The following is a 12,625-nucleotide window of genomic DNA, read 5'->3' as shown; positions in this document are numbered from 1 at the left end:
GGGGGCTCACGCGCGCGGTGTATCGGCGACGATGCGGCCGTCGGCCAGCTCGACGACGCGCGCGCAGCGGGCGGCGAGCGCGGGATCGTGGGTGATGACCAGCATCGTCGTGCCGGCCTCGGCGGCGCGTGCGAACAGCAGGTCCATGATCGCCGCGCCGGTGGTCGTGTCGAGATTGCCGGTCGGCTCGTCGGCGAACAGCAGCGCGGGGCGTCCGACCAGCGCGCGCGCGATCGCGACGCGCTGTTGCTCGCCGCCGGAGAGTTGCGCGGGATAATGGCCGGTGCGTGCCGCCAGTCCGACCGCCGCCAGTTCGGCCTGCGCACGGCCGAAGGCGTCGGGTTCGCCGGCAAGCTCCAGCGGCACCGCGACATTTTCGAGCGCGGTCATCGTCGGGAGCAGGTGGAAGGCCTGCAGGACGATTCCGATCCGCCCGCGTCGCGCGACCGCCAGCGCATCCTCGTCGAGTTTGGTGAAGTCGAGCCCGACGACCTGAACCTCGCCCGCGCTGGGCCGCTCCAATCCGGCGAGCACCGCCATCAGCGACGACTTGCCCGACCCCGACGCGCCGAGCAGCGCGACGGTCTCGCCGGTTTCCACCGTCAGGTCGATGCCGTGGAGGATGTCGACGCGCGCGGGCGGCTTGCCGAGCGCGAGGCGCACGTTGCGCGCCCGGATCGGAACGCTATCTGAAGCGGATGGAAAGCCGGTCACGAACACGTCGATACGGAGGGTGGTGGTGGCTTGTCCATCCGGTCCTGCTGCTGTTGCTCGCCGCGCCGGCCTCCGCCGACCCGCGCGCGCCGCTGATATGGGCGTTCGGCGACAGTTTGACGGCGGGCTATGGCCTGCCGCCCGCGCAGGGGTTTCCCGCGCAATTGCAGGCCGAACTGCGGCGGCAGGGGGTACCGGCGACGGTGCGCAACGGCGGGGTGGCGGGCGACACGGCGGCGCAGGGGCGCGCGCGGCTGCGCTGGGGGCTGCGCGGGTTGAAGGCGCGGCCCGATCTGGTGATCGTCGAACTGGGTGCGAACGACATGCTGCGCGGGCTGCCGGTCGCGCAGGCAGAGGCGAACCTCGACCGGATCCTGACCGAATTGCGCGCGCGGAACATCCCGGTGCTGCTCGCCGGAATGCGCGCCGCGCCGAACATGGGCGGCGATTATGCGCGCGCGTTCGAGGGCATGTATCCGGCGCTGGCGAAGAAGCATCGCGTGGCGCTGTATCCGTTCTTCCTCGATGGCGTGGCAGGGCGGCGCGCGCTGTTCCAGGCGGACGGGCTGCACCCCGATCCGCGCGGGGTGGCGATCATCGTCCGGCGGATAGTGTCGGCGGTGCGCCGCGCGTTGAAATAGCGGGGATCGCTTGGGCGGTCGGTCGGTTGGTGGCGGACAAGGAGATGCGACCATGATGACCGATCCCGAAAAGCGCGACGACGACGATCAGGCGCAGGCGATGGAAGAGGCGCAGGAGGAGGCCGCCGAGGAGCGCGAGGAAGAGGGCGGCTATCAGTAGGAGTATGTTTGTCGTTCCGGACTTGATCCGGGACCCCGCTTCTTCCGTCACGTCGAAGAAAAAGCGGGATTCCGGATCAAGTCCGGGATGACGATAGGTTGGTAAGATCGTCCGGCGTGTTGATGTTGGCCAGCACCATGCCCGGTAAAATCGCCGCTGCCCCGATTGTCGCCGCCCAGCGGCGGACCGCGCGGGGTTGGTCGGCGATCAGGTGCGCGAGCAGCGCTCCTGCAAGGTGCGCGGGCCACAGGCCGACGGTCGGCGCCTCTGCCGCATAGGCCGGTGCCGCGGCCCGTAGCGCGGCAACGACCGCATCAGGCAGGAAGGGCGTGTCGCAAGCGGTGGTGAGCACCGCATCGAAGCCGTGATCGGTCGCATAGGCAAGCGCACCCGCAATCCCGCCGAGCGGGCCAAGGTCGGAGCGCGGCAGATCGGGGATGCAGGTAACCGGCGCCTCGGGCCGACCGACGACGACGATCGTGTCGCAATGTGCGGCGAGGCTGGCGATCGCGTGATCGAGCAGCGCTCGACCATCGAGCGCGGCCAGCGCCTTGTCGCTGCCGAAGCGGCTGGCGCGGCCCCCGGCGAGCACGGCGCCGAGCACTTTCATGAGGTGGAGACGAGCGGCGATCCGCCCCCCGTCAGAGGGGCGGTATGCCGATGGGTCAGAGCGTGGTGAACACGACGCCGACCACCAGCGCCTGAGCCGCCAGAACCAGCACGGTGCTGGCCGCGGTTTCGAACATACGCATGGGGTTGGTCTCCGTTTGCCGGGTCATACCGGCGAACGGGCAAATGGAGTTTATTGCTCACTTGCGCAATAATCGAACAACGCATTCGCACTTGCACAAATTGCATCGGCCGAAGTGACTGGAATTTAACGATCGTCTTCATCGGCCGTCTCGACCTCAACCTTCCTGCGTCACCCCGAACATGATCCGGGATGACGGAAACGGGGAGGGTGTCAGCCGCCGAACACGCGGTCGAAGATCGTGTCGACATGGCGGTAATGGTAGCCGAGGTCGAACTTCTCGTCGATCTCGGCGGTCGACAGCGCGGCGGTGACTTCGGGGTCGGCCTTGAGCAGCTCCTGCAACGACAGCGCGCCGTCCGATTCCCACACTTTCATCGCGTTACGCTGAACGAGGCGATAGGCGTCCTCGCGGCTCACCCCGGCCTGCGTCAGCGCGAGCAGCACGCGCTGCGAATGGACCAGCCCGCCCATCCGGTCGAGGTTCTTCTGCATCCGCTCGGGATAGACGAGCAATTTGTCGACCACCCCGGTGAGCCGCACGAGCGCGAAATCGAGCGTGATCGTCGCGTCGGGGCCGATGTAGCGCTCGACCGAGGAGTGCGAAATGTCACGTTCGTGCCACAAGGCGACGTTCTCGAGCGCCGGCGTGACGTACCCGCGCACCATCCGGGCCAGCCCGGTCAGGTTTTCGGTCAGCACCGGGTTGCGCTTGTGCGGCATCGCCGACGAACCCTTCTGGCCCGGGGAGAAATATTCCTCCGCCTCCAGCACCTCGGTGCGCTGCAGATGGCGGACCTCGGTCGCGAGCCGCTCGACCGAGCTGGCGATCACGCCGAGCGTGGCGAAATACATCGCGTGGCGGTCGCGCGGAATGACCTGCGTCGAGACGGGCTCGATCGCGAGCCCGAGCTTGGCGGCGACATGCGCCTCGACGCGCGGATCGACGTTGGCGAAGGTGCCGACCGCGCCCGAGATCGCGGCGGTGGCGATGTCCTCGCGCGCCATCGCCAGCCGCGCGCGATTGCGGCGGAATTCGGCATGCGCCTGCGCCAGCTTGAGCCCGAAGGTGACCGGCTCGGCATGGATGCCGTGGCTGCGCCCGATCGTCGGGGTCAGCTTGTGCTCCTTCGCGCGGCGCTCCAGCACCTCGAGCAAACGGTCGAGGTCGGCGAGCAGGATGTCCGAGGCGCGCGCGAGTTGCACCGACAGGGTCGTGTCGAGCACGTCGGACGAGGTCATCCCCTGGTGCATGAAGCGCGCTTCGTCGCCGACCTGCTCCGCGACCCACGTCAGGAAGGCGATGACGTCATGCTTGGTGACCGCCTCGATCGCGTCGATCGCGGCGACGTCGATCCGCGGGTTGGTCGCCCACCATTTCCACAGCGCCTCGGCGGCGCTCTTCGGGACCACGCCCAGCTCGGCCAGCGCGTCGGTGGCGTGCGCCTCGATCTCGAACCAGATGCGATAGCGCGCCTCCGGCTCCCAGATCGCGGCCATGTCGGGGCGGGAGTAGCGGGGGATCATGCGCGCGGTCCTTCAAGGAATAAGGGAGTTGGCGCGCGGTTAGCAGCGTGGCGGCGGGCGGGCAAATGGGCTTCCGCCGTCATTACGAGCGTAGCGAAGCAATCCAGGGTTTGATCAGGACGCCCTGGATTGCTTCGCTACGCTCGCAATGACGAAGGCATTAAGTCAAACGGATCGTCTTGCCCTCGCGCGCGGAGCGGTAGATCGCCTCGACGATTCGCAAGTCGCGCAGGCCCTCCTCGCCCGAGACGATCGGCTCGCGCCCGTCGATCACGCATTGCGACAGATGGTCGAGCTGCCCGGCGAATTGCGTCTTGCCGGGGCCGGGCGGGGGCGAGATTTCCTGTTCGCGCCCGTCGCGGCCGGTCCACAGCCGGTTGCCGTCATAGCGGGTGGCGGGTTCCAGCTCGACGCGGCCCTTGCTGCCCATCAACAGGATGCGGTTCTGATTGGCCGAATACATCGACTGGCAGCCCGCGAGCGCGCCGGACGGGAATTCGAGCGTCCACTCGATCATGTCCTCGACCTCGTGGAAGCGCGGATCGGTGCGGTCGGTCGACTCGCGCGCGGTGACCGCGATCGGCTCCTCGCCGGTCATGTAGCGCGCCGCCTGCAGGCTGTAGACGCCCATGTCCATCAGCGACCCGCCGCCCGCCAACGCCTTTTTCAATCGCCACGCCTTGGGATCGCCGGCATTGAAACCGTGTTCGGAGCGGACGTAGCGGATCTTGCCGGTGTCGGGCTGTTTGGCGAGCCGCATCGCGGCGATGTTCGTCGCCTCGAAATGGCAGCGATAGCCGATCATCAGCTTGCGGTTGGCGGCCTTGCACGCCGCGATCATCGCCTCGCATTCGGCGACCGAGATCGCCATCGGCTTTTCGCACATCACATGCTTGCCGGCCTTGGCGGCGCGGATCGTGTATTCGGCGTGCATCGAATTGGGCAGGCAGACATAGACGATGTCGACGTCGGGATTGTCGCGGATGCTGTCGAAATTGGCGTAGGAATAGATCGCCTTGTCCGACAGGCCGTGTTCGGCGGCGACCTTCTTCGCCTTCGCCGGGTCACCGCTGACCACCGCCGCCAGCCGGCTGTGCGCGCAATTCTTGAACTCGGGGATGATCCGGCCGAGGCCATAGCCGCCGAGCCCGACGATCGCATAGCCGAGCTTGCGCTGCGACGTTTGCGCGCAGGCGCTGCCCGCCACCAGCATGGGCGCGGCCGCGATCAGCGTGCGGCGTCCGATCTCCATCCTCACCTCCCTGTTTGTTCGCCGGGCAGGCTGAGGATCGCGGGCTCCAATGTCAACGCGGTCTATTTCAATGACATAGGTAAGCCGGCCACCAGCAGGTCGACGCGATCGGCGGCGGCGGCGACACGCTGGTTGACCCGCCCGGCGACGTCGCGAAAGCGCCGCGCGAGCGCATTGTCGGGGACGATCCCCCAGCCGACCTCATTGGATACCAGCACGATCCGCGCTGACGATCGCGTCAGTGCAGCGAGCAGCGCGTCGGTCGCGACGTCGGTATCGACCTCGGTAAGCAGCAGGTTCGAGGTCCAGAGCGTCAGGCAATCGACCAGCAGCACGCCGTCGTCGACCGCCGCGATCGTCTCGGGCAGCGCGAACGGGGCCTCGATCGTCGCCCACGCGGCGCTCCGGTCGGCGCGGTGGTGCGCGATCCGCTCGACCATCTCGGCATCGAACGCCTGCGCGGTGGCGACGAACCGCCACGGCGCGGCGCACGCCTCCGCCAGCGCCTGCGCATGGCGGCTCTTGCCCGAGCGCGCACCGCCCAGCACGAGTCGGATACGCCAGGGATCGTCGGTCATCTTGGTTCTTGCCTGTCGATACGCGATTGCCGATGGAGGCGGCCTTGCCGCAATTCGAGGCTTATGTCGCGAGATCTGACCTTTCACGGCGGCCGTATCGAGGCCGCGGCCCGGCAGTACCCCGATGCGCCGTGCCCGTGGCTGGACCTGTCGACCGGGATCAACCCTCATGCATGGACACCGCCGGCGGGGCTGGTGGTCGATCAGCACCGGCTGCCCTCCGGGGAGGCGCTGGCGTGGTTGCTGGCGGCGGCGGGGGCGGCGTTCGGCTTTGCTGGGGCGCTGGCCGCGGTGCCGGGGAGCGAGCTGGCGCTGCGGTTGCTGGCGACGCTCGATCTGCCGCGGCCGTGGCATGTGGTGACGCCCTGTTATCGCACGCATCGTGACGCCCTGCCGGGAGCGGAGGCGATTGCGGCAGAGCGGATCGGCGAGGTGGCGGCGGCCGGCGGGACCTTGCTGCTCGCCAATCCCAATAACCCCGACGGGCGGCTGATCGCGCCCGAGGTGTTGCTGGCGGCCGCGCGGACGCTGGGTGCGCGTGGCGGGATGCTGATCGTCGATGAGGCGTTTGCGGATGCGCTGGCGGGGGCAAGCGTGTTGCCGTTGCTGCGCGCGGACGATCCGGTCGTGGTGCTGCGGTCGTTCGGGAAGTTCTATGGGCTGGCGGGGGTGCGGCTCGGGTTCGTGGGCGGCGCGCAGCCGGAGGTGACGCGGATTGCGGCGCTGCTGGGAGACTGGCCTGTGTCGGCGACCGCGCTGGCCTATGGCACGGCGGCGTATCGCGACGTGGCATGGGCAGCGCGGATGCGGGGACGGCTGGTGGCGGAGGCGGTCGCTCTCGATGGCTTGCTGGCCGACTGCGGGCTGGCGGCGCGGGGAGCGTGTCCGTTGTTTCGGCTAGCCGAGCGCGACGATGCGCGAACGGTGTTCGAGCGGCTCGCCTCCGCCGGTATCCTGACGCGGCCGTTCGATGAGCGGCCGGGCTGGCTGCGCTTCGGCCTGCCGGGCGCGGGGTTCGACCGCTTGCACGCCGCGCTGGCGGCCGATGGCTGAGCCGGTCGCGCTCGCCGCGTTGGCAATCGACGTCGCGGTGGGGTGGCCGGCGTGGCTCTACGCGCGGGTCGGGCATCCGGTCGGCGCGATCGCGCGGGTGATCGGTGTGCTGGAAGGGCGGTGGAATCGTCCGGGGCTGCCGCGCCGGCTGCTCGGGCTCGCGACGATCGCGATCGTGGTGGCGCTGACCGCGCTGGTCGCAGTGCTTGCCGAGCGGGGCGTGCGGGCGGTCGGGCTCGGCTGGATTGGGGTGGCGGTGCTGGCGTGGCCGGGGCTGGCACAGCGGAGCCTCTACGAGCACGTCCGGCCGGTTGCGACCGCGCTGGCGGGCGGTGATCTGGTCACGGCGCGGCAGGCGGTGGCGATGATCGTCGGGCGCGACACCGCGGCGCTCGACGCCGCCGGGGTCGCGCGCGCGGCGATCGAAAGTCTCGCCGAGAGCTTCTGCGACGGGGTTGCCGCGCCGTTGTTCTGGTTGCTGGTCGGCGGGGTGCCGGGATTGTGGGCGTATAAGGCGATCAACACCGCCGACAGCCTGATCGGGCATCGCGAGGAACGCTGGCGCGACTTCGGCTGGGCGGCGGCGCGGCTGGACGACCTCGCCAATCTGGTGCCGGCGCGCGTCGCGGCGGTGCTGCTCTGTGCGGCGGGCGGCGGGGGCTGGCGGGTAATGTGGCGCGACGCGCGCCGCCACGCCTCGCCCAACGCCGGCTGGACCGAGGCGGCGATGGCAGGAGTGCTGGCGGTCCGGCTCGCCGGGCCGGTCGCCTATGACGGCGTGACGGTCGACAAGCCGTGGATCGGCGACGGGGAGCCCGCGGCGGGGGCGGCCGACATCGCACGGGCGCTCAGGGTGTATGGCGCGGCGTGCGGATTGTTGTGGATCATCGCGGGGATCGTCGCTTGGGCAAGCTGATGGTGCAGGGGACCGGCTCCGATGTCGGCAAGTCGGTGCTGGTCGCGGGTTTGTGCCGGGCCTATGCCAATCGCGGGCTGACGGTGCGCCCGTTCAAGCCGCAGAACATGTCCAATAATGCTGCGGTTACGGCGGACGGTGGCGAGATCGGGCGCGCGCAGGCGACGCAGGCGATTGCCGCGCGGGTCGCGCCGCATGTCGACATGAACCCGGTGCTGCTCAAGCCGCAGGGCGACCGCACCTCGCAACTGATCGTGCGCGGACGGATGCGCGGGACGCTGGCGGCGGCGCGATGGCGCGAGGGGCGGGAGGGGTTGCTCGCCGAGGTGCTGGAGAGCTTCGCCACGCTGGAACGGCAGGCCGATCTGGTGCTGGTCGAAGGCGCGGGATCGCCGGCCGAGATCAACCTGCGCGCCGGCGACATCGCCAATATGGGGTTCGCGCGGGCTGCCGGGGTGCCGGTGGTGCTGGTCGGCGATATCGATCGCGGCGGGGTGATCGCGTCGCTGGTCGGGACACGCGCGGTGCTCGACGCCGACGATGCGGCGATGGTAAAAGGGTTCATCATCAATCGCTTCCGCGGCGATCCGGCGCTGTTCGAGGATGGCTATCGCGCGATCGAGCAGCGCAGCGGGTGGCGCGGGTTCGGGGTGGTGCCGTGGCTGGCTGACGCGGCGCGGCTGCCGAGCGAGGATGGAGTGGTGCTGGAGCGCGCGCGGAGGCGGCCGGGCGGGCGGGTGCTGGTGGCGTGCCCGGTAACGCGGCACATCGCCAATTTCGACGATCTCGATCCGCTGCGGCTCGATCCCGCGATCGAGGTGGCGATGATTTCGCCGGGATCTCCATTACCTGCGGAGGCGGCGCTGGTGGTGCTGCCGGGGTCGAAGGCGACGATCGCCGACCTCGCCTTCATCCGCGAACAGGGCTGGGACATCGACCTGATCGCGCACCGGCGCCGCGGCGGGGCGGTGCTGGGGCTGTGCGGCGGGTATCAGATGCTGGGGCGGACGGTCTCCGATCCGCTCGGGCTGGAGGGACCGGCGGGGAGCGTGGCGGGGCTGGGGTTGCTGGCTGTGGATACGGTGCTCGGTGGCGACAAGATGCTGCGCAAGGTGCGCGGGGTGGCGCGCGGTGCGCCAATATATGGCTATGAAATGCACCTCGGTACCACGACCGGCGCGGACACGGCGCGGCCGGTGGCACGATATGACGACGGGGGGCACGATGGCGCGACGAGCGCCGACGGGCTGGTCGCGGGGACCTATGTCCACGGGCTGTTCGGGCTGGCGGCGCAGCGGCGCGCGTGGCTGGCGGCGGCGGGGGACGGGCCGGATCATGCCGCGTCGATCGATGCCGCGCTCGACGCGATCGCCGACGCGCTGGAGCGGCATCTCGATCTCGATGCGTTGCTGGCGGTCGCGCGCGGGTCAGCCGCAGAGTAAGGCGGCGAGCAAGGCGCTCTCGACGAGTTCGATCCCCGCGCCATGCGCGTCGCCGTTGACGCCGCCGAGCCGGTGACGGCACCACAGGCCATAAGCCGCGACGACCAGCGGCGCGGCGAGCAGGGGCGGGGCGGCGACGATCGCCAGCGCGAGTAGCGCGATCCAGCCGGTCATGTCGCGCGCGCGGACGGCGCTCGCGACCTGCGCGCCGAGACCGTTGCCGAGCGGGGGGAGCCAGCGTGCCCATGCGAGGGGGGCGATGCGCGCGGCGAAGGGGATCAGCGCGACGCGCCAGTCGCCGGCGAGCGCGTGGAGCAGGACGAGCTTGGCGATGAGCTGAAGCGCGATCGCGACGACCGCGAAGCTGCCGACATGCGGGTCGCGCATCACCGCGAGCAGCCGCGTGCGGTCGCCGTGCGCCGCGCCGACCCCGTCCGCGACGTCGCCGAGCCCGTCGAGATGGAGCGCGCCGGTCACCGCGACCCACACGACCAGCCCGGCGAGCGCGCCGGTCCACGGATCGTGCCGCGCGCCGAGCCACGCCACGCCCGCGACCAGCGCGCCGATCACCGCGCCGACCAGCGGGTAGAAGCGGATCGCGGCGGCGAAATCCTGCTGGGTGCCGGCGGTGCGCGGCACGGGCAGGCGGGTGAGGAAGGCGAAGGCGAGCCAGAGGCGGGTCATGGGTTTAGCTCAGGTGAGGCGGATCGCGGCGCATCAGGGCGCTGCGCTTGTTTTGGATTGCAGCCACTGCGGCCCGCTTCATATCGGTGTTCTGCCTCGATCGGAGGTTACGCCTTTCGGAATAGCTCATCTTTGATCGACCGTTGCAGGGAAATGCATTTGGGTCCACATTCCGGTGAACCTCGCCTTGCTGTGTAATGCTGCGGCGAGCGGATGGCCCTTTTCTCATGCTGATCCGCAAACGGGAATGAGTCCCTATCTGAATTTGCAGGTCGCGCCCATTGGCGCATAAAGATCTGCACCGGGGGACAGGGGTTGGGGATATATGGACACCCGCATAGCGTCACTCGATGATGCGGCAGCAATGAGCCGAGTTCTGCGCGAGATCATCGCCCATACAGGTCGAGAACGGCCCAACGATGAAGCGTTCGTTGCCCGGCAATACATCACCAATCCGGCCAGTATCCGTTGCACCGTCGCGATTGATGACGGAGGGGTTGCTGTCGGCTTTCAGTCTTTGATTCGAGCCGAAGCGGGCAACCGGTACGATGTACCGGCGGGCTGGGGAATTATCGGCACCCACATCAGCCCGCGTGCGCATAGACAAGGCGTTGGCAGCGCGCTGTTTCGATCCAGCCGGGAGGCGGCAGAAGAAGCGGGACTAGAGAAAATCGACGCCTACATCGGTGCCGATAATCCTTCGGGCATAGGCTATTATGAGGCGATGGGCTTCCGAACTTACCGAGCGCAAGAAGGCATTGTGCAAAAGGTCTATACGGTCGGTTAGCATCACCCGGCACGCCCCTCTCCTGATAGTCGATCGTCTCCGGGCAATTGAAAGACGGCCGTCAGCCGGTCGCAATTTAACTTCCGACCGGCAAACCGGCTGAGACCACCGCTCACGTCCGCAACCCGGCGACCTGCGCGGTGTCGGGCCAGAGCCGCAGCGTCAGCAACGCCGCGCAGGGCAGGTCGAACGCCCAGACCTGTCGCGCGTCGAACCCGCAGGCGCTGGCGAGCGCGGCGCGGATCGCACCGCCGTGCGTGACGACCAGCGTCCCGTCGGGGAGGTCGGCGAGTGCGGCTGTCACACGGGTGACCAGCCCCGACCAGCGTTCGCCCTGCGGCGGCGGGTTGGAGTCGGGATCGCGCCAGAAGGCCGCCAGTGCATCGGTGGGGAGGGTCGCCGGATCGCACCCGTCCCACGTGCCGAAATCGAGTTCGCGCCAGCGTGGGTCGTGGCGGACCGGGGCGCCCAGCGCGGCGGCGCAGTCGGCGGCGCGCGACAGGTCGGAGCTGACGATCTGCGTGAACGCCGCACCCGCCACGACGCGGACGCAATCGGCGATGCCCTGCGGCGTCACCGCGACGTCGAGATGTCCGAGCAACAGCCCCGGCCGCACCGTCGCGCCGTGGCGCAGCAGGTGGACGGTGCGCGCGCCGCTCACGCCTCGGCCACCCCCGCCTGATCGAAGGTCGCCATCTGGTCGTGCGCGGTCAGTGCGGCGCGGACGATGCCGGCGGCGACCGCGGCGCCGCTCGCCTCGCCGAGCCGCATGTCGAGCCGGAGCAGCGGTGCCAGCCCGAGCCGGTCGAGCAGCCGCGTATGACCCGGCTCGGCGGAGACATGGCCGGCAAGGCAATGGTCGACGATCCGCGGGCGCGCGGCGGCGAGCGGGGCCAGCGCGGCGCCGACGATGAAGCCGTCGAGCAGCACCGGAATGCGCGCGTGGCGCGCGGCGAGGATCGCGCCGGCGATCGCGGCGATCTCGCGCCCGCCGAGCCGGCGGAGGCGCTCGAAGGGGGTGGTCGCGTCGGCATGGCAGGCGAGCGCGGCGTCGACCGCGGCGATCTTGGCGGCGAGCGCGGCGCCGTGGACGCCGGTGCCGGGGCCGACCCAGTCCACCGCGGTGCCGCCGAAGCTGGCGGCGCACAGAGCGGCGGCGGGGGTGGTGTTGCCGATCCCCATGTCGCCGGGGACCAGCAAATCGGTGCCTCGTCGCACCGCCGCCGCGCCGGCGTCGAGCGCGTCGAGACATTCCGCCTCGCTCATCGCGGGCTCGCGGGTGATGTCGCCGGTCGGCTGGTCGAGCGCGAGCGGCACGACGGTCAGCGACAGGCCGGCGGCGGCGGCGAGCGCGTTGATCGCCGCACCGCCGGCCGTGAAATTGGCGACCATCTGCGCGGTCACCGCCGGCGGAAAGGCGCTGACCCCGCGCGCCGCGACGCCGTGATTGCCCGCGAAGATCACCACTTGCCCGTCATCGATCCGGGGGCGCGCGTCGCGCTGCCAGCCGGCCATGAACAGCGCGATCTCCTCGAGCCGGCCGAGCGAGCCGGCGGGCTTCGTCAGCTGCGCCTGTCGCGCCGCCGCCGCGGCGCGCATCGCGGCGTCGGGGGCGGGCAGCTCGGCGAGCGCGGCATCGAAGGCGGCGACGGAGTCGAGGCGCATTACGCCACCACCTGCCCGGCGGGCGGGACGCGGACGATGAAATGGCCCTTCACCGCCTGCGGCCACAGCGCATAGGGCACCTGGCCAGTGGCGCTTTCGACATAATGGCGCATGAAGGTCATGATCCCGGTTGCGGCGTCCTCGTCGGGGGTGAAGCCGCCGAGCACATAGCCGATCTTGCCGGGCGCGCGCAGATGGATCGTGCAATGCCGATCGCAGGCGAACAGGCACGGCATTTCCTGCACGGCGATGCCGGCGAACAGCGGGTCGCCTGCCTGCACGATGCGGAGCGCGGCGGCGAGCGCCGCGCCGCCGCGTCGGCCGTCCGCCCCGTCGCGCGCGGTCGCCGAATGGCGGCAGCTGTTGCAGGCCACGACGGCGGGGCCGTCCTCGACGGGGATGAGGGTCATGTCAGGAGCTGGGGCATGAGGTGATCCGATCGAAGGTCGTCATTG

Annotated in this window: 14 protein-coding genes; 5 read left to right on the top strand and 9 right to left on the bottom strand. The window is 69.9% G+C overall.

The genetic code is table 11. The features are described from left to right. Positions 1-6: 6 nt before the first annotated feature. A complete protein-coding gene (locus tag FHS97_RS13530) occupies positions 7-663 on the bottom strand; it encodes an ABC transporter ATP-binding protein (protein ID WP_311770275.1) in 657 nt (218 codons plus the stop codon). Between the two features lie 95 nt (positions 664-758). Between FHS97_RS13530 and FHS97_RS13525 the strand changes: the two genes are divergently transcribed. After that, complete coding sequence (locus tag FHS97_RS13525) at positions 759-1,355, top strand: arylesterase (RefSeq protein ID WP_311770281.1); 597 nt, start codon at positions 759-761, stop codon at positions 1,353-1,355. A gap of 236 nt (positions 1,356-1,591) precedes the next feature. Here FHS97_RS13525 and mobA read toward each other — a convergent pair whose 3' ends face one another. The 4 genes from mobA to cobU all read right to left on the bottom strand — a co-directional run bounded on the left by mobA (position 1,592) and on the right by cobU (position 5,623). After that, positions 1,592-2,125 carry a molybdenum cofactor guanylyltransferase gene (gene mobA, locus FHS97_RS13520; protein WP_184038823.1) on the bottom strand — a complete coding sequence of 178 codons (534 nt, stop codon included), beginning with the start codon at positions 2,123-2,125 and terminating at the stop codon, positions 1,592-1,594. A 354-nt stretch (positions 2,126-2,479) separates the two neighbouring features. After that, a complete protein-coding gene (gene purB, locus FHS97_RS13515; RefSeq protein WP_184038821.1) occupies positions 2,480-3,793 on the bottom strand; it encodes an adenylosuccinate lyase in 1,314 nt (437 codons plus the stop codon). Between the two features lie 160 nt (positions 3,794-3,953). Next, a complete protein-coding gene (locus FHS97_RS13510) occupies positions 3,954-5,045 on the bottom strand; it encodes a Gfo/Idh/MocA family protein (protein ID WP_184038818.1) in 1,092 nt (363 codons plus the stop codon). Positions 5,046-5,107: 62 nt separating this feature from the next. After that, on the bottom strand, positions 5,108-5,623 hold the full coding sequence (cobU, locus tag FHS97_RS13505; RefSeq protein ID WP_184038815.1) for a bifunctional adenosylcobinamide kinase/adenosylcobinamide-phosphate guanylyltransferase: 516 nt from the start codon (positions 5,621-5,623) through the stop codon (positions 5,108-5,110). Positions 5,624-5,686: 63 nt separating this feature from the next. Here cobU and FHS97_RS13500 point away from each other — a divergent pair, with 63 nt between their 5' ends. The 3 genes from FHS97_RS13500 to FHS97_RS13490 are packed head-to-tail and all read left to right on the top strand — an operon-like array spanning position 5,687 to position 9,034. Next, positions 5,687-6,676: an aminotransferase class I/II-fold pyridoxal phosphate-dependent enzyme gene (locus FHS97_RS13500; RefSeq protein WP_184038811.1), complete on the top strand. Its 990-nt coding sequence runs from the start codon at positions 5,687-5,689 to the stop codon at positions 6,674-6,676. Next, the gene (gene cbiB, locus FHS97_RS13495; protein WP_184038807.1) at positions 6,669-7,592 is read left to right on the top strand and encodes an adenosylcobinamide-phosphate synthase CbiB; all 924 of its coding nucleotides are present in this window, start codon (positions 6,669-6,671) and stop codon (positions 7,590-7,592) included. Before FHS97_RS13500 ends, cbiB begins: the two co-directional genes overlap by 8 nt. Beyond that, positions 7,580-9,034 (top strand): cobyric acid synthase, encoded by a 1,455-nt coding sequence (locus FHS97_RS13490; RefSeq protein ID WP_184038803.1) that lies wholly within the window; start codon positions 7,580-7,582, stop codon positions 9,032-9,034. The genes cbiB and FHS97_RS13490 overlap by 13 nt, the downstream gene beginning before the upstream one ends. Here FHS97_RS13490 and cobS read toward each other — a convergent pair. After that, the gene (gene cobS, locus FHS97_RS13485; RefSeq protein WP_184038800.1) at positions 9,020-9,718 is read right to left on the bottom strand and encodes an adenosylcobinamide-GDP ribazoletransferase; all 699 of its coding nucleotides are present in this window, start codon (positions 9,716-9,718) and stop codon (positions 9,020-9,022) included. The two genes, FHS97_RS13490 and cobS, sit on opposite strands and share 15 nt — an antisense overlap. A 364-nt stretch (positions 9,719-10,082) precedes the next feature. Between cobS and FHS97_RS13480 the strand changes: the two genes are divergently transcribed. After that, positions 10,083-10,505: a GNAT family N-acetyltransferase gene (locus FHS97_RS13480; RefSeq protein WP_221233298.1), complete on the top strand. Its 423-nt coding sequence runs from the start codon at positions 10,083-10,085 to the stop codon at positions 10,503-10,505. A 112-nt stretch (positions 10,506-10,617) separates the two neighbouring features. On the opposite strand, the gene FHS97_RS13475 is transcribed toward FHS97_RS13480, so the two are convergent. From FHS97_RS13475 to FHS97_RS13465, 3 genes are read right to left on the bottom strand one after another with little or no spacing between them, the layout of a single operon-like run. Beyond that, the gene (locus FHS97_RS13475; RefSeq protein ID WP_184038794.1) at positions 10,618-11,166 is read right to left on the bottom strand and encodes a histidine phosphatase family protein; all 549 of its coding nucleotides are present in this window, start codon (positions 11,164-11,166) and stop codon (positions 10,618-10,620) included. Then, positions 11,163-12,170, bottom strand: a complete 1,008-nt coding sequence (gene cobT, locus FHS97_RS13470) for a nicotinate-nucleotide--dimethylbenzimidazole phosphoribosyltransferase (protein WP_184038790.1) — start codon at positions 12,168-12,170, stop codon at positions 11,163-11,165. The genes FHS97_RS13475 and cobT overlap by 4 nt, the downstream gene beginning before the upstream one ends. Further along, a complete protein-coding gene (locus FHS97_RS13465) occupies positions 12,170-12,580 on the bottom strand; it encodes a DUF1636 domain-containing protein (RefSeq protein WP_184038786.1) in 411 nt (136 codons plus the stop codon). The genes cobT and FHS97_RS13465 overlap by 1 nt, the downstream gene beginning before the upstream one ends. Positions 12,581-12,625 lie beyond the last annotated feature (45 nt).

The sequence above is a fragment of the Sphingomonas endophytica genome, from assembly GCF_014199415.1.
Lineage (GTDB): Bacteria > Pseudomonadota > Alphaproteobacteria > Sphingomonadales > Sphingomonadaceae > Sphingomonas > Sphingomonas endophytica.
This window is presented reverse-complemented; position numbering and strand designations above follow the sequence as displayed.